The following is a 26,289-nucleotide window of genomic DNA, read 5'->3' on the forward strand; positions in this document are numbered from 1 at the left end:
GCCCCCATGAACAAGTCCTTGCTCAGCGCCTCGCTGTTTGCCCTTGCGCTCGCAGCCCCGCTCGCCCACGCCCACGAAGCTGGTGACATCCTCATCCGCGCCGGTGCGATCACCGTCAACCCGAAGGCCGACAGCTCCAGCGTCAAAGTCGATCAGGGTCCGTTGAGCGGCACCAATCTGGGCGGCAAGGCGACCATGAGCAGCGACACCCAACTGGGTCTCAACTTCGCCTACATGCTCACCGATCACGTCGGCCTCGAACTGCTCGCGGCCACGCCGTTCGAGCATGACGTCAAGCTCAAGGGCACTGCCCTGCCAGCGGCCAATGGCAAGCTCGGCACCCTGAAACACCTGCCGCCAACCCTCAGCGTTGTGTACTACCCGCTGGACTCGAAGTCGCCGTTCCAGCCCTACGTCGGCGGTGGCATCAACTACACCTGGATCTACGACGAGCACGTTGGCAGCGAAGCCAGCGCCAACGGTTTCAGCAACTTCAAGGCGAAAAACTCCTGGGGTCTGGCCTGGCAGGTCGGTGCTGACTACATGCTGACCGACAACATCATGCTCAACGCCCAAGTGCGTTACATCGACATCGACACCCGCGCCACCGTCGAGAACAACGCGGTTGCACCGGGCACTCGCGCACGGGTCAACGTCGATGTGGATCCGTTCATCTACATGGTTGGCTTGGGCTATAAGTTCTAAGTCGAGTTATCGAACGTTCACGTGGTGGTGAATGAGGCTTGGTGGCGAGCAGGCATAGAACTGACGGCGACCGTACGCAGTTGATCGGGGGATAACATCCCCTTGCCACAGGAGTAGCGACATATTCCGGCCGTGAAAAAGGCGCCTGTCAAAGGGCGCCTTTTTCATGTCTGCTGGAAACCTGTGGCGTGAACTGGATTCCCCCCTCACCCCAGCCCTCTCCCTCAGGGAGAGGGGGAAAGGGAGCCGATTTGGGTGACTTTCAAATCCGAGTTCGACTCGATATTTCACGTCGATGTATCTCGTCCAAACACCTCAGTCAGTCCCCTATCCCCCGGGAGAGGGAGCCGATTTGGGTGACTTTCAAAACCTGAGTTCGACTCGGTATTTCACGTCGGTGTAACTCGAAAGAACACCTCGGTCAGTCCCCTCTCCCTCTGGGAGAGGGCTAGGGTGAGGGGATTTTCAGGAGCGACCGAGCAACCGCGCCAAACCCACGCTCATCGCCGTCTGCTGCGGCAGCTTGAAGCGCTCCAGCAAACGAGCGTTGTTCGCCCGCGAATGCCGGATGTCGCCGGAACGCGCCGGGCCGTAGCTGACGGGCGGCAGCTCACCGACTACCGCTTGCAGTGCTTCAAGCATCTGCTTGAGGCTCATTGCCTGATTCCAGCCGACGTTCACTGCACCGACCTCCACCTCAGGCTTTTCGATCGCCTGCACCAGCAGATCGACCAGATCTTCGACATACAGGAAATCGCGCGTCTGTTCACCATCGCCGAACACGGTAATCGGCAGACCTTTCTGCGCGCGTTCGCTGAAGATGCTGATCACCCCGGAATACGGCGAGGACGGATCCTGACGCGGGCCAAAAATGTTGAAGAAGCGGAAAATCACCGGTTCCAGCGCATGTTGGCGACGATAGAAATCGAAATAATGCTCGCCCGCCAACTTGTCCGAGGCGTAAGGCGTCAGTGGCGCTTTGGGCGTGTCCTCATCAATCGACTCGCCCTCGCCGTTGTTGCCGTACACCGCCGCACTGGAGGCATACACCACGCGCTTGACCCCGGCCAGACGCATGGCTTCGCAGACGTTCAGCGTGCCAATGAAGTTGCTTTGATGCGTCTTCACCGGATCATCCACCGACGCCTGCACCGACGCCACAGCCGCCAGGTGAGCGACCGCGCTGCAGCCGTGCATGGCTTTGGCCACCAGCGCCGCATCGGCGACGTCGCCAACAATCAGTTCAACCTTCGGATTGTCCAGCGGCAGGTTGCTGCGTTTGCCAGTCGACAAGTCGTCGAGGATGCGCACCGAATGCCCGGCAGCGAGCAACGCATCGGTCAGGTGCGAGCCAATGAAACCGGCTCCGCCAGTGATTAATACAGTCCCTTTAGCCATGACGGTAGAACCTATCCAGTAAGCCCGGGAGCGCCGCACGCCAGGCGCGCGGTTTGATCCCGAAAGTGTGCAGAATTTTCTTGCAGGCCAGCACCGCGTGTTGCGGTTCCTCGGCAGCGTCCGGCCGCGCGGCGTGGGCCTGGGCGGTCGGCGCTTCGATGGCCAGGGCGTGCAGGCTGCGCGCCTCAGTCAGAATCGCCTGACCCAGCGCCAGCGGTGTGGTCGCTTCGTGGCCCGCGTAGTGATAAGTGCCCCACAGCGGCGCGGCGCAATCAAGTTGTTTGAGCACTGAAATGATCACTCGCGCGGCATCATCGACTGGCGTCGGGTTGCCACGACGGTCATCGGCCAGGAGCAATTCTTCCGGTTGCTCGGCCCGTGCGAGGAAACGTCCGAGGGTGCCGTCCGGGCTGTCATCGAGCAGCCAGCCGAAACGCAGCAGCACATGTTGCGGGCAAGTGGCGCGAACGCTTTGTTCGATCCGCCACAACGCCTGACCACGCAGGCCCAGGGGCACTGGTTCGTCTTTTTCGCTGTACGCCGTGGCGCGCGAACCATCGAACACTCGATAACTGGAGGGCTGCACAAGGACGATGTTGTGGTGCTGGCACAGTTCGGCCAGACGCTCAACCGCGCGTTCCTGCCCGGCCATGCGGCTTTCGCTGACGGTTTCGGCCTGGAACCAGTCGAAATAGTAGGCGAGGTTGATCAACGCGTCGGGACGGGTGTCGTCGAGCAGTTGGGTCAGGCTCGCGGCATCCCAGCCGTCTTCGGGCGGGCGGGGGGCGAGGAAACCGATGTCTTCCTCCGCACCGAGGCGAATCAGCGCCTGCCCAAGGGCATTTCCGCCGCCCAGTAACATAAGGCGCATTCGCATAGAGTCAGCAGGCCCAGTCTGATTGGAACGATGGCTTTAGCGACGGATCTCGTGGAACCGTCGTCGATAATTACCGGAATCGTTGCATTTTGCGGGTTTAGTGCGCAACCGTCATCCGTAAAGTGTACATCCCGGATATTTGTAGCGCTTCGACTGGCGCCATCGCGAGCAGGCTCACTCCTACAATTGAAATGCATTCCCCTGTAGGAGTGAGCCTGCTCGCGATGAGGCCCGAACGGTACTTGCATCTTCCCCCCTGCGCCCGCATAACTTGAGCCATGAATCTGCCCATCCCCACGGACGCGGCCCTGGCAGGCTTTCACACCGCCGTCAGCGCCTGGTTCAGCAAGACTTTCCCGACGGTCACCGCCGCCCAGGCCCGCGCATGGCCGTTGATCCGCCAGCGCCGTTCGACGCTGATCGCTGCGCCCACCGGCTCGGGCAAAACCCTCACAGCTTTTCTCGCCGTACTCGATGATCTGGTTCACCGTGGCCTGGAAAAACCCGAAGGTTTGCCCGATGAAACGCTCGTCGTTTATGTCTCACCGCTAAAAGCACTGTCGAACGACATCCGCATCAACCTGCAAAACCCGCTCGCTGGGATCACCGAACAACTGCGGCAGATGAACCTGCCGGAAGTACACATCACCACCGCCGTGCGCACCGGTGACACGCCGCAGAAAGAACGCGCGGCCATGCGCAAATCGGCACCGCACATTCTGGTGACCACACCGGAATCGCTTTACGTTCTGCTCGGCTCGGAATCGGGCCGCAAAATGCTCGGCACCACGCGCACAGTGATCATCGACGAAATCCACGCGATGGCCGCCGGCAAGCGCGGCAGTCATCTGGCCCTGAGCCTGGAGCGCCTGCAAGCGTTGTGCGCCGAACCGCTGACCCGCATCGGCCTGTCCGCCACACAGAAACCGGTGGAAGCGGTGGCGCAATTTCTCGTCGGCCATGAGCGCCCCTGCGAAATCATCGACATTGGCCACGCGCGGCCACGGGACCTGGGCATCGAAGTACCGCCCGTGCCGTTGTCGGCAGTCATGGCCAACGATGTTTGGGAACTGGTTTACGACCGCCTCACGGAACTTGCACGCGAGCACCGCACCACGCTGATTTTCGTCAACACCCGGCGCCTCGCCGAGCGGCTTAGCCGGCACCTCAGCGAACGCCTCGGCAAGCAGGCCGTGGCGGCGCACCACGGCAGTCTGGCCAAGGAGTTTCGCCTCGACGCCGAACAACGCCTCAAGCGTGGCGAGTTACAGGTGCTGATCGCCACCGCTTCGCTGGAACTGGGCATCGATATCGGCGAAGTCGATCTGGTCTGTCAGATCGCTTCACCGCGCTCCATCGCCGGGTTTCTGCAAAGGGTTGGCCGTTCCGGGCACCAGGTGGGCGGCACACCCAAGGGTCGGTTGTTTGCCACCACCCGCGACGACCTGATCGAATGCGCCGCCCTGCTCGACTGCGTGCGCCGTGGCGAACTCGATACCCTGCACATCCCGGTCGCGCCGCTGGATGTTTTGGCGCAGCAGATCATTGCCGAAGTCAGTTGCCAGGAATGGCCGGAGGACGCCTTGCTGGCGATGTTCCGCCAAGCCTCGCCCTACCGTGACCTTGACGAAAGACACTATCAGGCCCTGCTGAGCATGCTCGCCGAAGGCTACAACGGCCGACAGGGCATCCGCAGCGCTTATCTGCATCGCGACGCCGTCAACCGCACCTTGCGGGGCCGGCGTGGCTCGCGACTGACCGCTGTGACCAGCGGCGGCACCATCCCCGACAACGCTGATTACAGCGTGATGCTCGAGCCGCAAGGCCTGAACATCGGCAGCGTCAACGAAGACTTCGCCGTGGAAAGCATTGCTGGCGACGTGTTCCAGCTCGGCAACACGTCCTATCGGATTCTGCGCGTGGAAACCGGCAAGGTGCGCGTCGAGGATGCCCACGGCCAGCCGCCGACCATTCCGTTCTGGCTCGGCGAAGCGCCGGGACGCAGTGATGAATTGTCGTTCGCCGTGGCACGTCTGCAAGCGCAGCTCGACGAACTGCTCGGCGCCAGCCCGGGCAACCTGCAACCGGCGCTCGACTGGCTGACGCACACCCTCGGCCTCAACCGCGCCAGCGCCGAGCAACTGGTCGAATACCTCGCCCGCGCCCGTCAGACCCTCGGCGCCCTGCCGTCGCAGGACACGCTGTTGATGGAGCGTTTTTTCGACGAGTCCGGCGGCACGCAATTGATCATCCACTCACCGTTCGGCAGCCGTATCAACCGCGCCTGGGGCCTGGCCCTGCGCAAGCGATTCTGCCGCACCTTCAATTTCGAGTTGCAGGCTGCCGCCAGCGAAGACGCGATCGTGCTGTCGCTGTCCACCAGCCACAGCTTTGAACTCGATGACATCTGGCGTTACCTGCACAGCAACAGTGCCGAGCACATCCTCATTCAAGCAGTGCTCGATGCGCCGCTGTTCGGCGTGCGCTGGCGCTGGAATGCCGGGGTGGCGCTGGCATTGCCGCGTTTTACCGGCGGACGCAAAGTCGCCCCGCAGTTGCAGCGGATGAAAAGCGAAGACCTGATTGCCAGCGTGTTTCCCGACCAGATCGCCTGCCTGGAAAACCTCGCCGGCGAACGGGAAATTCCCGAGCATCCACTGATCGAGCAAACCCTCGACGATTGCCTGCATGAAGCGATGGACAGCGAGGGCTGGGTGAATCTGCTGCGGCGCATGGAGCGTGGCGAGGTGCGTTTGATCAGTCGCGATCTGCCGGCGCCTTCGCCGCTCGCGGCAGAAATTCTCAGTGCGCGGCCGTACACCTTTCTCGACGATGCACCGCTGGAAGAACGTCGCACCCAAGCGGTGATCAACCGGCGCTGGAGCGATCCGCAATCGACCGATGACCTCGGTGCGCTGGACGCGGACGCTATTAACGCCGTGCGCGAAGAAGCCTGGCCGACGCCGAACGCTGTGGATGAAATGCATGAAGCGCTGATGAGCCTTGCATGCGTCAGCGAGGGGGAAGTGCAAGCGAATGAAGGCTGGCGCGCATGGCTGGAAACCCTGGCCCGCAGCGGGCGCGCCTGCCGTTTGCAGATCGACTCCGAGCATGGCTTGTGGCTGGCCCGCGAACGCCTGACCTGTCTGCAAGCGCTTTATCCACAGGCCAAATTGCAAGACGACCTGGAGGCGTTACCGGGGTTCGAGGAAGCCTGGACGTTCGATGAAGCGCTGATCGAAGTGATCCGCGCGCGCCTCGGTGCCTTCGGACCGCTGCCGTTATCCGCGATTGCCGAACCGCTCGCGCTGCCGACCACTGAAGTCCATCAAGCCCTCGCGCAACTGGAGCGCGAAGGTTATGTGCTGCGCGGTCAGTTCACGCCCAAGGTCAACGTTGAAGAATGGTGCGAACGGCATCTGCTCGCGCGCATTCATCGCTACACGGTCAAGCGCCTGCGCCGGGAAATCGAACCGGTAGCGCTGCAGGATTTCATGCGGTTTCTGTTCGACTGGCAGCATCTCTCGCCTTCTACTCGCGGTCAGGGTAGAGCCGTGTTGCCGGCGATTATCGGCCAGTTCGAAGGCTACGCGGCGGCGGCTTCGGCGTGGGACAGCGATATCCTCCCGGCGCGATTAAAAGACTATTCGCCAAGTTGGCTGGATGAGCTGTGCCGCAACGGCAAACTGGTGTGGACGCGCCTCAGTGCCCGGCAAAAAATCAGCGGTACGGCGTTGCGCAGCACGCCTATCGTGCTGCTGCCGCGCAGTCAGGTCGGCCTGTGGAGTGCGCTGGCCGAACAGACGCCGGTGAGCGAACTTTCGCCGAAAACCCAGAAGGTTTTTGAAGCCTTGAGCCAGCACGGCGCGCTATTTTTCGATGAGCTGATTCATGAAGCGCACCTGCTGCGCACCGAGCTGGAAATCGCCTTGCAGGAACTGGTCGGCGCCGGCCTGGTGAACGCCGACAGCTTCGCCGGCCTGCGCGCGCTGATCACCCCGGCGAGCAAGCGCCAGCAGCGCAGCAGTCGTCGCGGGCGCGGGGCGTTTATCGGTGGGATGGATGATGCCGGGCGCTGGGCCTTGCTGCGGCGCGGGGCGGCTGTGGATAACAGCGAAATCCTTGAACATGTCGCGATGACATTGTTGCGGCGCTATGGCGTGGTGTTCTGGCGTTTGCTGGAACGCGAGGCGGACTGGTTGCCGAGTTGGCGCGAATTGCTGCGCACGTTTCATCGGCTGGAGGCGCGCGGCGAGATTCGCGGTGGGCGGTTTGTCAGTGGTTTGGCGGGGGAACAGTTTGCCTTGCCCGAGGCGATTCCGTTGTTACGCGAAGTTCGGCGGCGACCGCATGACGGTAGTTTGATTGCGGTGTGCGGGGTGGATCCGTTGAACCTGGCCGGGACGCTGCTGCCGGGGGTGAAAGTGCCGGCACTGGTGAGTAATCGGTTAGTGTATCGCGATGGATTGCCGGCGGCGGCGGAGATTGCCGGCAAGCAGCAGTTTTGGCTGGAGCTGGATCAGATTGATATGGAGCATGTGCGCGGCAAATTGATCCGGCATTGAGGGTGTTTGGGCTGACGTCTTCGCGAGCAGGCTCGCTCCCACAGTTTGATCGCGTTCCCCCTGTGGGAGCGAGCCTGCTCGCGAAAGGGCCGGCACAGCCTCACAAAATCCTGCATTAAGTCCGCGATTCCTGTGGCACCTCGCTTGCCACGACCTCACCCTCCTGCTGCCGTTTCGGCAACAAAACCTGCTGTGGATAAGTCTGCGCGAAATGCACGGTCGCGGTGTTATCCACAAGCTTCTTCAACCGCTGGTTGAACGCCCGACTCACCGCATACTGCCCCCCCGACACAGTGCGGAATTGCGCCGTCAGCACCACGCCATTCAAATCCATCTTGTCCACGCCAAACACGTCCAGCGGCCCTTGCAGGTTGTACTTGAGGAACGGGTCTTCGCGGATCGAATCACCGGTCTCGCGGATCAGCTCGATGGCTTTATCCACGTCCGTGTCATAAGTGAACTGCACCGAGAAAAACGCAAAGGCAAACTGCCGCGATTGGTTGGTCACAGCCTTGATCTGGCCGAACGGCACCGAGTGCACAAAGCCCTTGCCGTCGCGCAGACGCAAGGTACGAATGGTCAAACCCTCGACCGTGCCGGCGTGCCCGGAATCGAGCACCACCCAATCACCAATCGACAGGGTGTCCTCGATGATGATGAACAGCCCGGTGATCACGTCCTGCACCAGTTGCTGCGAACCGAAACCGATGGCCAGACCGACCACCCCGGCACCGGCCAGCAGTGGCGCAACGTTGATCCCCAGGTTAGCCATGGTAGTGATCGCGCAAATCACCACAAGGATGATTTTGATCGCGTTGCGCAGCAGCGGCAGAATGGTTTTTACCCGCGTACTTGGCTGGCGTGCGCCGCGCTTGCTGACCGGTGGTTTCAGCGCTTCCTGAATTGCCGTGTCGAGTACCACCCACAGTAACCACGTCACCAGGAAGATCAGACCGATGCTGCTCAGCGCGTTGCTGATGGCCCGACCGACCGTGCTGCTCTGGGCAAAATCGAGCAGCGACACGCCCCAGATCCGCCCGAGGATATCGATGAACGCGATGGCGATGACAATCCGCAGCAAGGCGTGCAACAGGCTGAGAAAACGCTCCTTGTAGGCACTGCTGCGCTGGATCGCTTCGGCTTTTCGTGACTTGAACAGATGCTGCAGAATCGTGCTGAGGAACACCGTGCCAATCAGCAGCACCGTGGTGAACAGCGCGCAGCGCAAGGCTTTCTGATTGTCCTCGCCGATGCCGATCAGATTGACCGCAGAGACCAGCACCATCAGCACGATCGGCCAATACCACAGCCCGGAAAAAATCCGCAGCGACTCCTGCAACGAGGGCTGTTTCAGCCGCTGGCTCAGCGAGCGATTGCGGATCAGGTGTGCCACCGGGCGACGCAGGCGAATCACCAGCAAACCGAAAATGATCGAGGCGACCAACCCGGTAAACACCGCGATGCTGCTGGTGATATTGCCACCCAATTGACGGGCGATCTGCGGGCTGGTCAGCGCATCGCTGAGAGCAGCGAGGAAGCCGATCAGGAACAGCGGGCGCGGGCAATAATCACGAATGATCCGCGCCGCCGGACGTTTATGGCCGACGTTGAACATCACCACCACGCACAGCAACATCGAAGTCGAAAAGATGCCGCTGCTGGTGGCGTAAGCCAGACACAGCGCCAGCGCGCGTCCCACCGAGGCTTGCAGAAAATGGCTGACGTACAGGGTCAGCGGCAGGCAGATCAGCGCCGGCACGGTGTACGGCAGCAAGTAACCGAGCAGATCCTGACTGCGCTGACGGGTGCGCAACCAGCGGCCCTCGCGCAGGCGCTTGGCCAACAGACTGCCCAGTACGGTCAATAACGCGAAACTGCCGAGCCAGACGCCCGACAGCGTGAGGAAATCCCCGGCGACGCTCCAGCCCGAGCGATTCGACGGTTGATTGACCAGTTTGTCGACTTCATCGGCGGCGCGATCGGCGCGCAGGCGCCAGGCGTCGACCAGGTGTTCGTTGAGATCGAGTTTGTCCTGGACGTCGTCGATGCTTGAACTGATCGCACCGAGCAGACCACCCTGCACAATCGGTTCAGGTTTGGCCGCTTCTTCGGTGGCGGCCGGGATGCCCGGTAATGCGGCGGCGTCGATTTCACTGGCGCCGAGAAACAACAGTGCTCCCAGCAGAATAGCGATCCTGAACTTGACCAAAACTCCGATCTCCCTTGGCTGAACCTGTAAGGAACTGATCGGTAATTGCACAGCAAGTTCAAGAGCGCCCTCACAGAGCACCACCGCGAACCCGATCGTTCCCACGCTCTGCGTGGGAATGCAGCCAGGGACGCTCTGCGCCCCAAAAGCGGACGCGGAGCGTCCATTGAGGCGTTCCCACGCGGAGCGTGGGAACGATCAACAAATCCGGAGTCGAACTCGAATCCTGAGATCCCTGAAGATCAGCTCCCTTCCCCCTCGCCCCCTTGGGGGAGAGGGTTGGGGTGAGGGGGAGCGCTCTTGATCTTCGCCTTGGACGTGACCGTACGTAATACCGTGGAAACTTTCCCGAACCGCCCACAGTCATCAGAAGACAGCGGCAACACGAGGGCTTTCAACGGGAGGGCAGCATGGCAACGATTCACATCGGTATTTCCGGCTGGCGCTACGCACCGTGGCGCGGGGACTTCTACCCCAAGGGACTGGCGCAAAAACGCGAATTGCAGTTCGCGTCGCGGGCGGTCAACAGCATCGAAATCAATGGATCGTTCTACGCCCTGCAACGGCCCGAACGTTACGCCCAGTGGTATGCCGAAACACCCGACGACTTCGTCTTCAGCGTCAAGGCTCCACGCTTCATCACCCATATCCGGCGTTTGCGCGAGATCGAAAAACCGCTGGCGAACTTCTTCGCCTCGGGGATTCTGGAGCTCAAGGAAAAACTTGGCCCGATCCTTTGGCAATTTCCGCCCAACTTCAAATTCGAGCCTGAGCGTTTCGAGCACTTCCTCGCGCTACTGCCACACGATACCGAAGCCGCGGCCACCCTCGCCCATCAACACGATTCCCACCTGCACGGCCACGCGAGCATGAAAGCCTGGCGTAAAAAACCGCTGCGCCACGCTGTAGAAATCCGCAACGACAGCTTCCTTGATCCCGATTTTGTGCGGCTATTGAAGCGCTACAACACTGCGCTGGTGATCGCCGACACCGCCGACAAATGGCCGTACCGCGAAGACCTCACCAGCGACTTTGTCTACCTGCGTCTGCACGGTGCCGAAGTACTCTACGCCAGCGGCTACACCGCACCAGCCCTCAAGCGCTGGGCCGAACGCATCGACGCCTGGCACCATGGCCAGCAACCGAAAGACGCGCACTTGATCGCGCCACGCCTGAAGCCGCGCGCACGCAAATCCCGCGAAGTGTTCTGCTATTTCGACAACGACATCAAAGTCCGCGCGCCCTATGACGCCCGCGAGCTGCTGCATCGTTTCGAGCTGGATAAAGACTTCGCCACTGCCCCCGGCGAACCTGTTGCCGAAGGGGTACTGCCATGAGCATTCCGGAACCGGTCGGTTTCACAGACGAAGGCTCGGTAGTCGCGCCATCGGTACGCACCTTCACCGTGCTGACGGTCAACACCCACAAGGGTTTCACTGCGCTCAACCGACGCTTCATCCTGCCGGAACTGCGCGAAGCGGTGCGCAGCGTGGCCGCCGACGTGGTGTTCCTGCAGGAAGTCCATGGCACCCACGAGCATCATCCCAAGCGCTACAGCAATTGGCCGACAATGCCGCAGTACGAGTTCCTCGCCGACAGCCTCTGGCCGCAGTTCGCCTACGGACGCAACGCAGTGTACCCGGAGGGTGACCACGGCAACGCGTTGCTGTCGAAATTCCAGATCATCCGTCACGACAACCTCGACGTGTCGATCAACGGCCACGAGAACCGCGGCCTGCTGCATTGCGTGCTGCGCCTGCCCGGTGACGGCACCGAGGTGCATGCGATCTGCGTGCATCTGGGCCTGCGCGAAAGTCATCGCAACGCCCAACTGGATTTGCTCATGCAACGCCTCGCGGAGCTGCCAGATGACGCACCGGTGATCGTCGCGGGCGATTTCAACGACTGGCGCCAGCGCGCCGATGCGCAGCTCAAACCTTGCGGCCTGCGCGAAGTGTTCGCCGAGCACCAGGGCAAACCGGCGCGCAGTTTTCCCGCGCGCCTGCCAGCACTTCGGCTTGATCGTATTTACGTGCGCAACCTCAAGGCCAGCCAGCCGAAAGTCCTGGCGAACCGGCCATGGTCGCACCTTTCCGACCACGTTCCTTTATCGGTAGAGATCGAACTATGAGCAGCGCGCCGCTGGAGAAATCCGCCGTGGAACCGATAGCCATCAACCCGCCGATCCGCGAGCCCGGCCACGTTGATGTCGAGTACAGCTGGCAGGGCAACAATCGGGTCGAGTTGCTGGAAAACGGTGAGGAATATTTCCCGCGGGTGTTCGAAGCGATGCGCGCGGCGAAGAGTGAAATCCTCCTCGAGACCTTTATCGTTTTCGAAGATAAGGTCGGTGCCGAATTACAGGAGATTCTGATCGACGCTGCCCGGCGCGGTGTGCGCACCACGGTCAGTCTCGACGGTTTCGGTTGCGGTGAGTTGACTACCGGTTATCTGACCGCGCTGAGCGAAGCCGGCGTACACCTGCAAATCTTTGACCCGGCGCCGAAACGTCTGGGCATCCGCACCAATTGGTTCCGTCGTTTGCACCGCAAGATCGTGGTGGTCGACGGGTTGATCGCATTCATTGGCGGGATCAACTTTTCCGGCGATCACCTGGCCGATTTCGGCCCCGAAGCCAAGCAGGACTACTCGGTGCAAGTGCAGGGGCCAGCGGTCGCCGACATTCACCACTTCGCCCTGCTGCAAAGTGGTCGTCCCGGTCGTGCACGCTTCTGGTGGCAACGCCGGCGCCAGCGTCGTGCCGAGATGGCCTTCACTGATCACGATGGTCAGGTGCGCCTGGTGTTCCGCGATAACGACCAGCACCACTCCGACATCGAAGACGTGTATTTACAGGTACTGCGCCGTGCCAAACGCCGCGTGGTGATCGCCAACGCCTACTTCTTCCCCGGTTACCGCTTGCTAAGGGAAATCCGCAATGCAGCGCGGCGCGGGGTCGAGGTGCGGCTGATTCTGCAAGGCCAGCCGGACATGCTGGTGGCCAAACTCGCCGCGCGCATGACCTACGATTATTTGCTCAAGGCCGGGGTGCAGATTCACGAATATTGTCAGCGCCCGCTGCACGGCAAAGTCGCGCTGGTTGACGACGAATGGAGCACCGTCGGCTCAAGCAATCTCGACCCGCTGAGCCTGTCGCTCAACCTCGAAGCCAACGTGCTGATCCGCGACCGCGCGTTCAATCAGCATCTGTTCGAACGCCTCGAAGACCTCAGTCAAAACCATTGCAAAGCCATGGATGCCAGCAAGTCGCCGCGTGGCCGCATCTGGCACATGACCGTGGGTTTTCTGGTGTTCCACTTTCTGCGGCATTTCCCGGCGATGGCCGGTTGGCTGCCAGCGCACAAACCAAGGCTCAAGCCGTTTCGAGGTGACCGCTCATGAGCCATTCCGAGGTGCATTCCGCCCAGCATTCGGCGCCAGCAACGCACTCGAAATGGAGCCGCTGGAAGCGTCCGTTGACGCTGCTGTTTTTCCTCGCGCTGATCGTGTTGCTGACGATGTTCGCCACGCGCATCGAATGGGCCGAAGTGCTGCAGACCCTTGCCGACTTCAAGGTGCGCACACTGATCATCGCCGCCAGCCTGACGCTGCTGAGTTTTCTCGTGTACGCCAGTTTCGACCTGATCGGCCGCACTTACATTCGTCAGGACCTGACCTGGAAACAGATTCTGCCGGTAGGGATCATCAGCTATGCGTTCAACTTGAACCTGAGCGCGTGGGTGGGTGGCATCGCCATGCGCTATCGGCTGTATTCGCGTCTTGGCGTGAGCAAAAGCAACATCGCCAAGATCCTCGGTTTGAGCCTGGCGACCAATTGGTTTGGCTACATGACCATTGCCGGGGTGGTGTTCAGCAGTGGATTGGTGACAATGCCGCCGGGCTGGAAAATCAGCAGCAGTGCGCTGCAAGGCATCGGCGTGCTGTTGCTATTGATCAGCGCCGGCTATCTCGCCGCGTGTCAGTTTTCCAAACGCCGCGAGTGGTCGATTCGTGGCGTGGAAATCAATCTGCCGTCGTTGCGCATGGCAGTCCTGCAATTGCTGCTGGGGGCGTTGAACTGGTCACTGATGGCGGCGGTGATTTTCACCTTGCTGCCGAGCAAACTGGATTATCCGTTGGTGCTGGGCGTGCTGTTGATCAGTGCGATTGCCGGGGTCATCACCCACATTCCGGCAGGTCTTGGCGTGCTGGAAGCGGTGTTTGTGGCCTTGCTGCAACACGAGGCTTCGCGCGGCAGTCTGGTGGCGGGGTTGCTGGCGTATCGGGCGATTTATTTTCTGCTGCCGTTGTTGATCACAGTCGTGATGTATCTGGTGGTTGAGGCCAAGGCCAAGGCACTGCGAATAGAGAAGAAACCCAGACATTAGAATCAAGATCAAAAGATCGCAGCCTTCGACAGCTCCTACAGGGAGAATACATTTCAAATGTAGGAGCTGCCGAAGGCTGCGATCTTTTGATCTTCAGGATTGGATAATGCTCAACCGCTCACCCACGACCATCTCGGTAATCCAGTCCACCAGAATCGAGGTGTACGCCTGCTGCGACACCGGCTCGCTCAACGCATGATCGGCACCGTCGATAATCCGGTGCGTCAGTGAATGGGTCTGCTGACACGCCGCGCGGTAACTCATGATCGCCGCGTGTGGCACGTAATCGTCGGTTTCAGACTCCACCAGCAACACATCGCCGGTGAATTGCGAACAGGCATGCAGCGCCCGATTGGTGTCCGCGCGCACCAGCGTGCTGCGGTAATCACGCAAATCGGCCTTGTCCAGCTCACGCTTGGGTGTGTGCCATTGCTCGTCGCGGTACAGCGCCGGCACGCGCAACGCCAGCCAGCGCACCGGGCGCAGCGAGGTGAGGATCGCCGCCAGGTAACCGCCATAACTGGTGCCGACCACGGCGATCGCCGAGGTGTCGAGCGCCGGATGCGCAAGCAAGCGATCATAAGCCGCCAATAAATCGCGCAAATTGTCTTCGCGAGTCACGCGGGTCAATGGGATCCCGGTACCACCGGTGTGCCCGCGCAAGTCGAAGGTCAGGCACACGCAACCGAGACCGGCGATGCCTTTGGCGCGCTCGAGGTCGCGCTCCTGACTACCGCCCCAACCGTGCACAAACAACACCCCCGGGACTTTCGATTTGGGACTGAGAAAGGTCCCGCTCATCTGTTCATCATCAATGTCGATTTGAATGCTTTCGCTTCTAGCCGTCATAGGATTTGACCGTTACGTATTTGAGGAGAAATTCACTGTTCTCGGCCGGGCCGCGATACACCTCGATGGCGTCCGCCGGCAGCGGCTGATCGATGTAGGTTTCCACCGACGACACGCGGATCGCGCGCATTCCCGGATCATTGACGAAGCTTTGCAGCGCCGCCACTTCGGCGCTACTGGCACCGCCCATGCGCCAGGATTGCTCGAGCACGCCGCTGCGGGATTTGCCGTTGCTGTCCAGGCCTTGGGCGATGTCATAGTTGCGCCGCGAAGCGTAGAAGCGCGGGTAGGCTTCATCGGCGGCGCTGTCGAAAATCTGCGCCTGTTCGATGGCCAGCCGTACATCATCCGCTAGATCCAGCGCTAGCAGATCGTCATAGCCGCCTTGCACCACCAGCAGATTCGAGCCGCCGTACACGTCTTCGCCGTGGGCATCCTTGGTCAAGTATTGATCGCCACAGTAGCTCAGCACCTTGTCGCCGATGAATGACTGGCCGACGCTGTGGGTGACGACATCGCTCAAGTCCTGTTCCAGCACCACGCCCTCGCTGAACTGCTTTGCAATGTCGGGGCGGGCAAGGATTTCGTCGAAGGCGTCGAGGCTCTTGATCACTTCCTGGCCGCGACCGGCGCAGGCATGAACCGGCTTCAAGCGGATCGGGCCGCTGTACAGCAAATGCTCGGCAGCAGGCCGCGCATCTTCCAGCGCAAACACGCTGAGGCCATCGAGCACCACGTTACGCACGCGCTCCGAAAACAATGGCGACCAGCCTTGCGGCGCATGAGCCAGATGACTGCGCAAACCGTGGCTGATGGCTTTGGTGCAGATGAAATCGTGCTCGACAAAGCCACCCCACAAATCGTCAGGGCCTGTGATACCGAGTTGATGAGCGCTGGCAGCGCCGACGATGGTTTGCGTCGGTAGCAGATACAGGTCACGGCCGCGGTGTTTGTCCGGGTCGTAGCTGCCGCCGAATTTGCATCCGAGAATCTGCGCCAGCCATCGCGCCAGAGACTTGTTGGTCTGTACTTCATGTTGCGGTGCGTCGGCGCGCACCGAGTGGGCGACGACGATTTTCCTGCGGGGTGTCAGGGTCATGCGTCCCCCTTCCATCGGTTCGATGACTGTAGCGGTGAGAGGTGCAGAGATCAGGCCAACGGCCACTCTACGAAAATCCTAGTCCAATCAGAAACTTGCCAGAATCGTGCTGGCACCACGCCTGTTTCAATCTGCACGACCGCGCGCAAAACCCCGGCAATTTGCACGATCTATGGCCCTGTGGAATTCAATGTGGGAGCGAGCCTGCTCGCGAAGGCGTAGTGTCAGCGGACAGCAATTTCGCAGATCCACCGCTTTCGCGAGCAGGCTCGCTCCCACATTAGATATTCGTCGACTTCGGGTTTGGGGTCACCCCAAACCGTGCCCGATAATCACTCGGCGCCAGCCCGGTGATCTTCTTGAATATCGCACGAAACGCGCCCGGATCCTGATAGCCCACCGTCCAGGCAATGTGATCGATCGTGCCATTGCTGAATTCCAGCATTTCCCGCGCCTTGCCGACCCGCAGATGCTGGCAGTACTCGGTCGGTTTCAACCCGCTCGCTGCGCGAAAACGCCGCAGAAAGGTGCGCTCCTCCAACCCCGCCCGCTCAGCCATTGCCGCCAGCGAAACATCCGTCGCACCGGTGCTTTGCAGCCAGTGCTGCACCTTGAGAATCGCCGCATCGCCATGCCCGAGAATCGGCGCGAAGTTACTGCCGCACTCACTGGCGCTGTCACTGTGCTCGATCACCAGAAATCGCGCGGTGCCGGTGGCAATGCTCGGCCCGAGCAACCTGTCGACCAGACGTAATCCCAGTTCCGACCACGCCATCAATCCGGCCGTGGTGATCAAGTCGCCGTCGTCGACAATCGGGGTATCAGCCTTGAGCTTGATCTTCGGGTAACGCTCGGCGAAGGCCTTGGCCGAGGTCCAGTGGGTGGTGGCGCTGCGGCCGTCGAGCAGACCGCTTTCGGCCAACATCAGCGAGCCTACGCAAACCCCGCCCAGCGTCGCACCGCGGGCATGTTGATCCCGTAACCATTGCATCAGGCTGGCCGGCGCCTGCGCCGCCGAGAACCCGCCGATCGATGGCGGAATCAGCACCGCCAGCAAAGCGCTGTCGTCACCCGCATGACTGGCGTAAGTGCGCGTTGGCGGCTGATTACCTTCGACCTGCCAGTGACTGACCCGCAGCACCGGCAACTGCGCGGCCTGATGTTCGGCAGCAATCCGGTTGGCCACCGCAAACAGATCAGTCAAACCATGCACCGCTGCCATCTGCGCGCCGGGATAGATCAGCACGCCCAGTTCAGCGATGGCAGCCCTTTCTGCGCCCATTGTCAGTTTTCCCCTGTCTATTGTCGGTGCGGCCAATCCTCGAATCGCTGGTCAGCACCAATACTGAAGCCACTTCCAGCCAACACATCGAGGACACACCCATGGCCAAGCAAGCGCTCATCGTAGTCGATATCCAGAACGACTACTTCCCCCAAGGCAAGTGGCCGCTGGCCGGTGCTGATGCCGCCGCCGACAATGCCGCCCGGCTGATCGCCGCGTTCCGCGAGAACAGTGATTCGGTAATACACATTCGCCACGAATTCACCTCAGCGGACGCGCCGTTTTTCACCCCGGGTTCGGAAGGCGCCAAGCTGCATCCGAAAGTGCTCAACCGCGCCGATGAACCGGTGGTGCTCAAGCACTTCGTCAACTCGTTCCGCGAAACCGAACTGCAAGCGATCCTCGACGAACAAGGCATCAAGGAACTGGTGGTGGTCGGCAGCATGAGCCACATGTGCGTTGACGGCATTACCCGGGCTGCGGCGGATCTCGGTTATGGCGTGACGGTGATTCATGACGCCTGCGCCAGCCGTGACCTGGAGTTCAATGGCCTGACGGTGCCGGCCGCCCACGTCCATGCTGCGTTCATGTCGGCGCTAGGGTTCGCCTACGCCAGCGTGGTCTCCACTGACGAATTCCTCGCCGCCCAGCGCTAAGCAACATTCTGCAAAAACACCAGGCCCGCCTTGCCGCGGGCCTTTTTTCGCCTGTCATAAAAATCTCACGCGTGAGCCATTGATGGCACTTTGAATTGGTTGTAGTGTGGCTCACGCGTGAGATATCCATAACCGAGCCATTGCCATGAAAAGCCGTTCCCCCACCGCGAAATCAGAGAGTCCCAAGGGGGAGCGCGCGAAACCGTCGGCGAAAAAACCGTCGAGCTTCTATATGAAGCAGATGCGCGCAGGCCTGGCCGCTGCCGGTTATGTGAAACACGAAACTTGGGTGCTTCCCGAAAACCGAAGCTTGCTCAAGCAAATGGAGCAACAGCTACGCCAACCGATTCTGGCTGGCTCTTTCATGTCGGAGAATTACATGAGCGCAGGCAACAACTGGACCATCGATAGCCTCTTCAACGCCCTCAAGGCTCTGGACGAGGTGGCTTCGCAAGAGATCACGCTGTCGCTGATCCAGAGCTCCGAACCCAGCATCAAGCTGGAAATGAACGAATTCGGCGGTCTGCCGATTCACATCGCCCTGGCCGGCCAGCAGATCATCGTCGACACCGTGCTGGTGGACATCGATTCGATCTCGGACGTAGCGGCCTTCAACGACGCCGTGTTGCGCAGCCGGGAAATGTTCCCGCTGTCGTCGATCGGTATCGAGTCGATGCCCAACGGGCAGACCGTTTACAACATGTTTGGCGCCCTCAGCGCCGACTCGAGCCTGACCAACGTCGTCACCGAGGTGAAAACCCTGGTCGACAACGTGCAGCGCGCGAGCGAAGCCTTCGAACACTTCTTCAAGTAATCAACAGGGAATATCCAATGACTCAGTCCATCTGGAGCAAGTTGTTCACCGCACTGCGCGGCGGCGCCAATGAAGTCGGCGAAGCGATCGCTGACCAACAGGCCTTGCGCATCCTCGACCAGGAAATCCGTGATGCCGACAGCGCGCTGTCGAACGCACGTCGCGAACTGGTCACCATCATGGCCAAACACAAACTGGCGGCAGACCGCGTGAGCGAGTACGACGCCAAGATCAAGGATCTGGAAGCCAAAGCCGTCTCGGCGCTGAACGCCGGCCGTGAAGACCTGGCGCTGGAAGTGGCCGAAGCGATTTCGACCCTGACCAACGAACTGGATGTTGAGAAAAAGCAGAGCGACGAGTTCGGCACTTACGCCGAAAACATGCGCAAAGACATCAGCAAGGCCGAATCGCGGATCAAGAGCCTGCGCCAGCAAGTGGACATGGCCAAGGCCCGTGAAAGCGTGCAGAAAGCCCAGGTCAGCGCTTCCATCGCCAGCGGCGGTGCCAATGGCAAACTGGAAACTGCCGTCGGTACCTTGAACCGCCTGCAAGCCAAGCAGCAGCAACGTGCTGCCGAGCTGAGCGCGGCGGACGAACTGGCTGACGCTTCGACCGGCAACGACCTGGAACGCAAACTGCGCGACGCCGGCATCACGCCGAACGAAGGCAGCGCCAACGCGATTCTTGAGCGTCTGAAGCAAAAGTCCTCCCAGTAATCACTGCGGAAAAACAACCTGTGGGAGCGAGCTTGCTCGCGAAAGCGTCGTATCAGTCGACATCGATGTTGACTGACACGCCCTCTTCGCGAGCAAGCTCGCTCCCACATGGTTTACGGCGTGTCGTTCGCCGCTCAGCCCGGTACACTAGCCACGCTTTTTCGCCGACGAACACTTCCACCCGCTTCAAGGAACGTACCCATGGGATGGTTTAAAGACTTGCTGGGCACCAGCAACTGGCAGACCGCTGCGCCAACGCCGACCGTTGTCAGCGGTCCACTCGGCATGGCGCAAGGCAAAGCCGTCAGGTTCGATACGACGCTGGCGCTGTTGCTCGACGGTTCGACCACGGTGCGCGTGCCCTTCGATCAGGCGATCTGGAGTCACGGCTGGGTCGACCTCGGCCAGTCCAATAAACTGCACCGCTATTACATGAACGACGAGGATTTCTGGCTGCAGATCCACGTCACCGGTGACGATCAGATCGAATCGGTCACCCTGTTCAACTACCTCAGTTACGTGACCGTCAACAGTGACGCCGAACTGCAGCGCCTGGCCGGCCCCAACAGCCAGATCGGCTTGCCCGCCTACAACCACGACGGTGTCGAATACAACCGTGAGTGGGGCACCGAACAAGGCCAGACCGAACTGGTACCGATGACCGAACAAGTGGTCAATCCGGACGAGAGCTACACCATCGAACATCACTCCATGCTTTATGCGCGCGAGACCGGCCTGACCGATCGCCGCGAATTGCTGCTGTTCTCCGTCGAGCAGGACGAAGAAGGCACCGTCAGCCTGAGCACCTCGCTCGGCATCTCGCTGTACACGACAGATCTGAGCACCATTTAAAAAAGGAAGTTTTTCATGCTGGAAGTGCTGGCCGTTTCCCTGAACAAAACCGCACTGGTCGGTTTCGTCGTCTACCTCATCGGCGCCGTACTGTTGTTCATGCTGTTCCAATTCGTCTACACGCGCATCACGCCGCACAAGGAGTTCGAGCTGATTCGCTCCGGCAACGTTGCCGCCGCGATCGCTTTGTCCGGCGCGATCATCGGCTTCGCGATTCCGGCCAGTAACGTGATTGCATTTTCGGTGAATGTTCTCGATTTCGTGCTCTGGGCGGTGATTGCCGCCGTCGTGCAACTGCTGGCGTTTCTGGCCACGGGTGTGGTGCTCAAAGGCACTTCGCAACGCATCGCCAACGGTGAAATCGCTTCGGGTATCTATGTCGCTGCGGTCGCGATCAGCGTCGGCATGCTCAATGCGGCGTGCATGACACCGTCCAACTGATCGGCAGGAAGCCTTCGATGAAACGCAGCAAATACGTTCAGCTGTCCCTCGCGGCCTCGGTGGCCATGGCCATTTCCGGCCAGGTGACAGCCGCGGATCAACCGCGCAATTTCCAGAGCCTGGAACAGTGTGTCGGCGCCGAAGTGGCTGCCGACATCTGCTCCAGCGCCTACGTCGCCGCCCTGACCGAACACCGGCGCATCGCCCCGGTGTACAACGACAAGGCCAAATGCGATGCGGACTTTGCCGCCGACTGGTGTCAGAAGAATTCCGACGGCCGCTTCGTGCCGAAACTCGGCGGCTTCAAAGTGCCGAAAGACGGTGAGCCGGCGCAGAATCTCGACGCCATCGCCGGCGCGCAAATGCCTGCGGGTGATGCGGCGGCTGTGCAGAGTGTGCAAAACACTTCGCACACCTCCAGTGGCGGTGGCAATGGCTGGCTGACCGGCTGGCTGATCGGCAATGCGATGAGCAACAACGCCGAACGCACGGTTTACCGCGATCGCGAAACGCGCCAGCCCTACAACACCTCGACGCAGTACCGCAGAGCCGACACCACGACGCGCAGCCAAACGGATTACGAGAGCAGTAAAAGCAAACCGGTCAACGTGGCTTCTTCGACCTCACGCGGCGGCTTCGGCAGCCAGTCCAGTGCGCGTAGCGGCTGGGGTGGTTGGGGCAGCAGTTCTGGTTCTGGTCGTTCGAGCAGCTGACGATGAAGAAGATCCTCTGCACCGAGCGCCCCGACTGGAAACAGACCGCCGAGAGCCTCGGTTTCATGTTTCACACCATCGACGATCAGCCGTACTGGGACGAAAGCGCGTACTACCAGTTCACGCTTGCGCAAATCGAAAACGATCTCGAAGACCCGACCACCGAACTGCACGAGATGTGCATGGATCTGGTCGACCGTGTGGTCAACAGCGAAGAGTTGCTGGATCGCCTGAGCATCCCGGCGGCGTACTACGACATGATCCGCACGTCCTGGCGGGAAGGTCATCCGCATCTGTATGGGCGCATGGACTTTTCCTACAGCGGCAACGGCCCGGCGAAGCTGCTGGAGCTCAACTACGACACGCCAACCAGTCTTTACGAAGCGGCGGCGTTCCAGTGGGGCTGGCTGGAGCAATGCATCGAGCGCGGCACGCTGCCGCGCCATGCCGACCAGTTCAACAGCATCGATACCAAGCTGCATCAGGCCTTCGCCGAGCTGCAACTGAAGCGGCCGTTCTACTTCGCTTCAATGAAAGATTCGGTCGAAGACAAGGGCACCACGGATTACCTGCGCTTGATTGCCGAGAAGGTCGGTATCGAATCGCGGCATATCGATATTGAAGACATCGGCTTGACCGCTGAAGGTCGCTTTGTTGATCTGGAGGATCGCTGGATCCCCCACCTGTTCAAGCTGCATGCCTGGGAGTTTATCTTCCACGAACCGTTCGGCGCGGCGATTGCCGAGTGCGACACGCAGTTTTTCGAACCAGCATGGAAAGCCATCCTGTCGAACAAAGGCGCGCTGCCGTTGCTGTGGGAACTGCACAAGGGCCATCCGAATCTGCTCGCGGCGTATCTGGATCCGGATCCAGCCAGTGCTGTGCCCAAGGGCTGGGTACGCAAACCGTACTTTTCCCGGGAAGGTGCCAACATCGAGCTGCAAACGGCGGAAGGTCTGATTGTCAAAGAGGACGGGCCCTACACCGATGCGCCATTCATCCTGCAGGAATTTGCGCCGCTGCCAAAGTTCGATGACAGCTACACGCTCATCGGTTCCTGGGTGATTGGCGATCAGGCGGCGGGGATTGGCGTGCGTGAGGACAACAGTCTGATCACCAAGGATTCAAGCCGGTTTCTGCCGCATTTGATCCTCGATTGATCGCTTCGGCACGCAGAGGCCGGGCATAAAAAACCGTAGCGTTGGCGCGCTACGGTTTTTTTATGGCTGTGGCTTACGACAGCTCTGTCGTGCGCGAGCGATCCGTAAGCGGAGCATCCGCATTGGCGGTCTCGGTGGCAGCAATGCCGGCCATTCTGCGACGGGAGATTTCCGCGCCACGACGACGCAATGGTGTTTCGACGAACCGATAATTCAGTTCACTACACACCAGCATGATCAACAACGACGTGAGCAAGAGTTCAACCGTGTAGTCCGCCCCCAGCGTCCCGCCATTGCTGCCGGCCATGCGCGTCCAGATTTCGGTACTCAGGTGGTAAGCGAATACATGCACGACGTACAAGGCGTATGAGCGCGAGCCCAGCCAGTCGAACAACCCGCGCAACAGCGCAGGACAATAGATGTAGCCTTTGTCGTAACTGGCCAGCCAGACCATGATCACTGCGGTTATCGCGATCAGGCCGACAGCAATCGGCATTACGAGCAATTGCGCCGCGATGGCCCCCAACATGTACAGAAGCCCCAGGGTCAGCGCCAGGCGCTTGAACAGACTGGCGCCGAGCGCGACCGGCTCAAGTTCCTTGTACAGCGGCGTGCGTGTGAACAGGCAGAGCAGAATCCCCCACATCATCGCATCGAGCCGGAACGAAAAAAGCATCGGTGCCGGCGCTGCGCCAAAGGCATTGCGATCAAAGCCGAACTGCGCGGCGATCAGCGCGATCAAGACAATCACCCGCCAGCGTGTCGAGGTCACCAGCAACAGGAACAACGGGAAGATGAAGTAAAACTGCTCCTCCAGCGCCAGGCTCCAATACACCGAATTAGGCCCCAGAATCGCGCCGTACTGATTGGCCAGATTGCCCGAGAATGTCGCAACAGCGGTGAAGCTGCGCAAATTGTCGAACCAGGACTGGAAGGCGTTCGACTGGTTGAAGAAAATCGAGAACACCAGTGGGATCAATACCCACAGCCATGCCGTCGGCAAAAGGCGATACGCACGGCGGATCCAGAAGGAAGTCGCGGCCATGCCAAACCGGTTCTGCTGGCGGTTTTTATCGAAATAATCGAGATAAGCCTTACTGACCACGTATCCGGAAATGCAGAAGAACAGATCCACTCCGGTCCAGGGTGAATACACCGTGAACAATTTGGTCAGGAACACTCCCTGAAACGGCAGCAATTGAGGAAGATGGGCCATGATCGTCATGAGGATGGCCGCCCCGCGCAAATACTCGATTTCCTTGTTTTTGCTACTGCTCATTGGACTCTCTTGTTGTTGTGTATGAACAGTCTGCAAAGCTGTTCTGGCGAAGACGGACAGGTTCAACAGTCGACGGCACGGATCATGGAACGGCTGGCAACGGCCTTCAAGACTCTGAGCGTAACTTTATCGAGATATCGACGAAGACTGGCTGGTCAGTTGGCGGTCATCGCCTTGAAGTGCGCCCCCAGAAATGACAAAACCCCCGCAATGCGGGGGTTTTGGTCAAATCAGATCAGCATCAGAACGGGATATCGTCATCAAAGCTGTCGAAATCCGGAGCCGGTTGCGGTGCGGCCTGCTGTGGAGCCGGAGCCGAACGCTGCTGTGGAGCCGACTGCTGCGGGCGCGGAGCCTGCTGACGTGGAGCAGATGGCGCCGACTGCTGGTAGTTGTTGCCACCGCCCTGCTGGTCGCCCTGTTGTGGACGGCCGCCGAGCAGTTGCATGGTGCCTTGCATGTCGACCACGATTTCAGTGGTGTAACGCTTGATACCGTCTTTTTCCCACTCGCGGGTCTGCAGCTTGCCTTCGATGTAAACCTGCGAACCCTTGCGCAGGTATTCGCCGGCGATTTCGGCAACCTTGCCGAACATCGAAACACGGTGCCACTCGGTCTTCTCGACCTTCTGACCGGTTTGCTTGTCGGTCCACTGTTCGCTGGTGGCCAGACTCAGGTTGGTCACGGCGTTACCGTTAGGCAGGTAGCGAACTTCGGGATCCTGGCCGCAAGTGCCGACCAATATGACTTTGTTAACCCCACGGGCCATAACGTTCTCCTAGGCTTCGCAAGCAGCCCCGGCCGGGCTGTTCACCAGGCGTTCGAGGGTGTCGCGATCCACTAATTCTTTGTCCAGTTTGATGTAAACAGCTGCTTCGTCAGCAACTATCACTGCATCGGTTACCCCTACGAGGGCCTTGAGGCGCTCGACCAGACCCGCTTCGCGGATCGCCTCGGGCGACAACGGCAAGCGCAGGCTCGTCACGTAGGGAGGTTCACGCATGGTAACAGCAAAGGCCAGCCAGATGGCAGCCAGACCCGCGCATCCAAGGAACACAACCGACAGACCGCCATGCTGAAACAGCCAGCCGCCGAGTATCCCGCCGAGTGCCGAACCGAGGAACTGGCTGGTGGAATACACGCCCATGGCCGTGCCCTTCCCGCCCGCCGGTGAAACCTTGCTGATCAGCGACGGCAATGAAGCCTCCAGCAGATTGAACGCGGTGAAGAACACCACCGTACCGATCACCAGAGCCCGCAGGCTGTCGCCGAACTGCCAGAAGAATAGCTCAGTCAGCATCAGCGTCAGGACGGCGCCAAGCAAAACTCGTTTCATTTTGCGTTTCTTCTCGCCATAGATGATGAACGGGATCATGGCGAAGAACGAAATCAGCAGCGCGGTGAGATAGACCCACCAGTGCTGTTCCTTGGGCAAACCGGCTTTTTCCACCAGCGCCAGAGGCAGCGCGACGAAGCTCGACATCAACATGGCATGTAACACAAAGATGCCCAGATCGAGCCGCAGCAAGTCAGGATGCTTGAGTGTCGGCATCAACGCCTGACGCGCCACGCCGGACTCACGGTGCGTCAGCGGACCCGTGGACCTGGGCACCATGAACATCACGATCACGATCCCCACCAATGCCATGCCACCGGTGGCCAGGAACAACCCGGACAAACCGAACGCGCGCGTCAGCAAAGGCCCCACAACCATGGCCACGGCGAAAGACAGGCCAATTGTCATGCCGATCATCGCCATGGCCTTGGTGCGGTGTTGCTCGCGGGTGAGGTCGGAAAGCAATGCCATCACCGCCGCAGAAATGGCGCCGGCACCTTGCAGGATCCGCCCGGCAATCACGCCCCAGATCGAATCGGCTTGCGAGGCCAGCACGCTGCCAAGGGCGAAGACGATCAGTCCGAGGTAAATCACCGGGCGACGGCCGATGCGGTCGGAAATGATCCCGAACGGAATCTGGAAAATCGCTTGGGTCAAGCCGTAAGCGCCGATTGCCAAGCCGATCAGGGCCGGGGTCGCGCCTGCCAGATCCATGCCGTAGGTCGCCAGTACCGGCAACACCATAAACATGCCCAGCATACGGAAGGCGAACACCAGGGCCAGACCGCTCGCCGCGCGGGTCTCGCTGCCACTCATGCGTTCGCTGTGGGGATCGTGCATGGAAAAACCTCGTGTGAACCGGCGGCGATTCTACCAGTCCCATCGGAAGACGGGGTAGATCGCGACGCTTTGACGCGTATAGATGAAACTCTCTTCATCCAGGGCAAAAA

22 protein-coding genes are annotated in these 26,289 nt (G+C 60.3%); 13 read left to right on the forward strand and 9 right to left on the reverse strand.

All coding sequences use genetic code 11. From position 1 onward, the window contains the following. Positions 1–6: 6 nt before the first annotated feature. Positions 7–705 (forward strand): OmpW/AlkL family protein, encoded by a 699-nt coding sequence (locus AB4N44_RS13970; protein WP_007910962.1) that lies wholly within the window; start codon positions 7–9, stop codon positions 703–705. Between the two features lie 465 nt (positions 706–1,170). Here AB4N44_RS13970 and AB4N44_RS13975 read toward each other — a convergent pair whose 3' ends face one another. Then, on the reverse strand, positions 1,171–2,103 hold the full coding sequence (locus AB4N44_RS13975; protein ID WP_127929952.1) for an NAD-dependent epimerase/dehydratase family protein: 933 nt from the start codon (positions 2,101–2,103) through the stop codon (positions 1,171–1,173). Further along, positions 2,096–2,980: a sugar nucleotide-binding protein gene (locus AB4N44_RS13980; RefSeq protein WP_127929953.1), complete on the reverse strand. Its 885-nt coding sequence runs from the start codon at positions 2,978–2,980 to the stop codon at positions 2,096–2,098. Before AB4N44_RS13980 ends, AB4N44_RS13975 begins: the two co-directional genes overlap by 8 nt. A 278-nt stretch (positions 2,981–3,258) precedes the next feature. On the opposite strand from AB4N44_RS13980, the gene AB4N44_RS13985 reads away from it, so the two are divergent. Further along, positions 3,259–7,545, forward strand: a complete 4,287-nt coding sequence (locus AB4N44_RS13985) for a DEAD/DEAH box helicase (RefSeq protein ID WP_460108647.1) — start codon at positions 3,259–3,261, stop codon at positions 7,543–7,545. Between the two features lie 115 nt (positions 7,546–7,660). On the opposite strand, the gene AB4N44_RS13990 is transcribed toward AB4N44_RS13985, so the two are convergent. Continuing rightward, entirely contained in the window at positions 7,661–9,754 is a 2,094-nt protein-coding gene (locus AB4N44_RS13990; protein WP_150751775.1) for a mechanosensitive ion channel family protein, read from the reverse strand. 410 nt (positions 9,755–10,164) lie between these two features. On the opposite strand from AB4N44_RS13990, the gene AB4N44_RS13995 reads away from it, so the two are divergent. Genes AB4N44_RS13995 through AB4N44_RS14010 form a run of 4 tightly spaced genes read left to right on the forward strand, consistent with a single transcriptional unit; the run spans position 10,165 to position 14,142 of the window. After that, positions 10,165–11,091 (forward strand): DUF72 domain-containing protein, encoded by a 927-nt coding sequence (locus tag AB4N44_RS13995; protein ID WP_460108645.1) that lies wholly within the window; start codon positions 10,165–10,167, stop codon positions 11,089–11,091. Further along, positions 11,088–11,885: an endonuclease/exonuclease/phosphatase family protein gene (locus AB4N44_RS14000; RefSeq protein ID WP_038362074.1), complete on the forward strand. Its 798-nt coding sequence runs from the start codon at positions 11,088–11,090 to the stop codon at positions 11,883–11,885. The genes AB4N44_RS13995 and AB4N44_RS14000 overlap by 4 nt, the downstream gene beginning before the upstream one ends. Then, positions 11,882–13,156, forward strand: coding sequence for a cardiolipin synthase ClsB (gene clsB / locus AB4N44_RS14005; protein WP_127929957.1), 1,275 nt, complete (start codon positions 11,882–11,884; stop codon positions 13,154–13,156). The genes AB4N44_RS14000 and clsB overlap by 4 nt, the downstream gene beginning before the upstream one ends. After that, entirely contained in the window at positions 13,153–14,142 is a 990-nt protein-coding gene (locus tag AB4N44_RS14010; RefSeq protein WP_127929958.1) for a lysylphosphatidylglycerol synthase domain-containing protein, read from the forward strand. The genes clsB and AB4N44_RS14010 overlap by 4 nt, the downstream gene beginning before the upstream one ends. A 93-nt stretch (positions 14,143–14,235) precedes the next feature. Here the strand turns inward: AB4N44_RS14010 and AB4N44_RS14015 are convergent, their stop codons facing one another. The 3 genes from AB4N44_RS14015 to AB4N44_RS14025 form a co-directional block, all read right to left on the reverse strand. Continuing rightward, the gene (locus AB4N44_RS14015; protein ID WP_102901724.1) at positions 14,236–14,991 is read right to left on the reverse strand and encodes an alpha/beta hydrolase family protein; all 756 of its coding nucleotides are present in this window, start codon (positions 14,989–14,991) and stop codon (positions 14,236–14,238) included. Continuing rightward, on the reverse strand, positions 14,981–16,090 hold the full coding sequence (locus tag AB4N44_RS14020) for a DUF3182 family protein (protein WP_127929959.1): 1,110 nt from the start codon (positions 16,088–16,090) through the stop codon (positions 14,981–14,983). The genes AB4N44_RS14015 and AB4N44_RS14020 overlap by 11 nt, the downstream gene beginning before the upstream one ends. 280 nt (positions 16,091–16,370) lie before the next feature. Further along, positions 16,371–17,372 carry a GlxA family transcriptional regulator gene (locus AB4N44_RS14025; protein ID WP_316917185.1) on the reverse strand — a complete coding sequence of 334 codons (1,002 nt, stop codon included), beginning with the start codon at positions 17,370–17,372 and terminating at the stop codon, positions 16,371–16,373. Positions 17,373–17,473: 101 nt separating this feature from the next. Between AB4N44_RS14025 and AB4N44_RS14030 the strand changes: the two genes are divergently transcribed. The 7 genes from AB4N44_RS14030 (at position 17,474) to AB4N44_RS14060 (ending at position 22,724) form a co-directional block, all read left to right on the forward strand. After that, positions 17,474–18,028, forward strand: a complete 555-nt coding sequence (locus AB4N44_RS14030) for a cysteine hydrolase family protein (protein ID WP_316917186.1) — start codon at positions 17,474–17,476, stop codon at positions 18,026–18,028. Positions 18,029–18,173: 145 nt separating this feature from the next. Next, positions 18,174–18,842, forward strand: a complete 669-nt coding sequence (locus tag AB4N44_RS14035; protein ID WP_095122196.1) for a YjfI family protein — start codon at positions 18,174–18,176, stop codon at positions 18,840–18,842. 17 nt (positions 18,843–18,859) lie between these two features. Next, positions 18,860–19,558 (forward strand): PspA/IM30 family protein, encoded by a 699-nt coding sequence (locus AB4N44_RS14040; protein ID WP_016983574.1) that lies wholly within the window; start codon positions 18,860–18,862, stop codon positions 19,556–19,558. Positions 19,559–19,759: 201 nt separating this feature from the next. Further along, positions 19,760–20,410 carry a DUF2491 family protein gene (locus AB4N44_RS14045; protein ID WP_127929962.1) on the forward strand — a complete coding sequence of 217 codons (651 nt, stop codon included), beginning with the start codon at positions 19,760–19,762 and terminating at the stop codon, positions 20,408–20,410. Positions 20,411–20,425: 15 nt separating this feature from the next. Then, positions 20,426–20,851: a DUF350 domain-containing protein gene (locus AB4N44_RS14050; RefSeq protein ID WP_127929963.1), complete on the forward strand. Its 426-nt coding sequence runs from the start codon at positions 20,426–20,428 to the stop codon at positions 20,849–20,851. A 17-nt stretch (positions 20,852–20,868) separates the two neighbouring features. Beyond that, positions 20,869–21,564, forward strand: a complete 696-nt coding sequence (locus AB4N44_RS14055) for a DUF1190 domain-containing protein (protein ID WP_460108641.1) — start codon at positions 20,869–20,871, stop codon at positions 21,562–21,564. Between the two features lie 2 nt (positions 21,565–21,566). After that, the gene (locus AB4N44_RS14060; RefSeq protein WP_150774585.1) at positions 21,567–22,724 is read left to right on the forward strand and encodes a glutathionylspermidine synthase family protein; all 1,158 of its coding nucleotides are present in this window, start codon (positions 21,567–21,569) and stop codon (positions 22,722–22,724) included. 73 nt (positions 22,725–22,797) lie between these two features. On the opposite strand, the gene AB4N44_RS14065 is transcribed toward AB4N44_RS14060, so the two are convergent. The 3 genes from AB4N44_RS14065 to AB4N44_RS14075 all read right to left on the reverse strand — a co-directional run bounded on the left by AB4N44_RS14065 (position 22,798) and on the right by AB4N44_RS14075 (position 26,179). Continuing rightward, positions 22,798–24,003, reverse strand: coding sequence for an acyltransferase family protein (locus AB4N44_RS14065; RefSeq protein ID WP_127929966.1), 1,206 nt, complete (start codon positions 24,001–24,003; stop codon positions 22,798–22,800). A gap of 241 nt (positions 24,004–24,244) precedes the next feature. Beyond that, positions 24,245–24,772, reverse strand: coding sequence for a single-stranded DNA-binding protein (locus AB4N44_RS14070; protein ID WP_127929967.1), 528 nt, complete (start codon positions 24,770–24,772; stop codon positions 24,245–24,247). A gap of 9 nt (positions 24,773–24,781) precedes the next feature. Further along, a complete protein-coding gene (locus tag AB4N44_RS14075; protein WP_460108639.1) occupies positions 24,782–26,179 on the reverse strand; it encodes an MFS transporter in 1,398 nt (465 codons plus the stop codon). Positions 26,180–26,289 lie beyond the last annotated feature (110 nt).

It is taken from the genome of Pseudomonas sp. S3_C06 (assembly GCF_054667675.1).

What these genes read in the sequence shown, in the direction of transcription:
- AB4N44_RS13980 (WP_127929953.1), bottom strand. Translation starts at nt 2,980, where the DNA reads ATGCGAATGCGCCTTATGTTACTGGGCGGCGGAAATGCCCTTGGGCAG.
- AB4N44_RS14055 (WP_460108641.1), top strand. Translation starts at nt 20,869, where the DNA reads ATGAAACGCAGCAAATACGTTCAGCTGTCCCTCGCGGCCTCGGTGGCC.
- AB4N44_RS14075 (WP_460108639.1), bottom strand. Translation starts at nt 26,179, where the DNA reads ATGCACGATCCCCACAGCGAACGCATGAGTGGCAGCGAGACCCGCGCG.
- clsB (WP_127929957.1), top strand. Translation starts at nt 11,882, where the DNA reads ATGAGCAGCGCGCCGCTGGAGAAATCCGCCGTGGAACCGATAGCCATC.
- AB4N44_RS13970 (WP_007910962.1), top strand. Translation starts at nt 7, where the DNA reads ATGAACAAGTCCTTGCTCAGCGCCTCGCTGTTTGCCCTTGCGCTCGCA.
- AB4N44_RS14025 (WP_316917185.1), bottom strand. Translation starts at nt 17,372, where the DNA reads ATGGGCGCAGAAAGGGCTGCCATCGCTGAACTGGGCGTGCTGATCTAT.
- AB4N44_RS14015 (WP_102901724.1), bottom strand. Translation starts at nt 14,991, where the DNA reads ATGACGGCTAGAAGCGAAAGCATTCAAATCGACATTGATGATGAACAG.
- AB4N44_RS14000 (WP_038362074.1), top strand. Translation starts at nt 11,088, where the DNA reads ATGAGCATTCCGGAACCGGTCGGTTTCACAGACGAAGGCTCGGTAGTC.
- AB4N44_RS13975 (WP_127929952.1), bottom strand. Translation starts at nt 2,103, where the DNA reads ATGGCTAAAGGGACTGTATTAATCACTGGCGGAGCCGGTTTCATTGGC.
- AB4N44_RS14020 (WP_127929959.1), bottom strand. Translation starts at nt 16,090, where the DNA reads ATGACCCTGACACCCCGCAGGAAAATCGTCGTCGCCCACTCGGTGCGC.
- AB4N44_RS14060 (WP_150774585.1), top strand. Translation starts at nt 21,567, where the DNA reads ATGAAGAAGATCCTCTGCACCGAGCGCCCCGACTGGAAACAGACCGCC.
- AB4N44_RS14050 (WP_127929963.1), top strand. Translation starts at nt 20,426, where the DNA reads ATGCTGGAAGTGCTGGCCGTTTCCCTGAACAAAACCGCACTGGTCGGT.
- AB4N44_RS14040 (WP_016983574.1), top strand. Translation starts at nt 18,860, where the DNA reads ATGACTCAGTCCATCTGGAGCAAGTTGTTCACCGCACTGCGCGGCGGC.
- AB4N44_RS13995 (WP_460108645.1), top strand. Translation starts at nt 10,165, where the DNA reads ATGGCAACGATTCACATCGGTATTTCCGGCTGGCGCTACGCACCGTGG.
- AB4N44_RS14030 (WP_316917186.1), top strand. Translation starts at nt 17,474, where the DNA reads ATGGCCAAGCAAGCGCTCATCGTAGTCGATATCCAGAACGACTACTTC.
- AB4N44_RS14070 (WP_127929967.1), bottom strand. Translation starts at nt 24,772, where the DNA reads ATGGCCCGTGGGGTTAACAAAGTCATATTGGTCGGCACTTGCGGCCAG.
- AB4N44_RS14045 (WP_127929962.1), top strand. Translation starts at nt 19,760, where the DNA reads ATGGGATGGTTTAAAGACTTGCTGGGCACCAGCAACTGGCAGACCGCT.
- AB4N44_RS13985 (WP_460108647.1), top strand. Translation starts at nt 3,259, where the DNA reads ATGAATCTGCCCATCCCCACGGACGCGGCCCTGGCAGGCTTTCACACC.
- AB4N44_RS14010 (WP_127929958.1), top strand. Translation starts at nt 13,153, where the DNA reads ATGAGCCATTCCGAGGTGCATTCCGCCCAGCATTCGGCGCCAGCAACG.
- AB4N44_RS14035 (WP_095122196.1), top strand. Translation starts at nt 18,174, where the DNA reads ATGAAAAGCCGTTCCCCCACCGCGAAATCAGAGAGTCCCAAGGGGGAG.
- AB4N44_RS14065 (WP_127929966.1), bottom strand. Translation starts at nt 24,003, where the DNA reads ATGAGCAGTAGCAAAAACAAGGAAATCGAGTATTTGCGCGGGGCGGCC.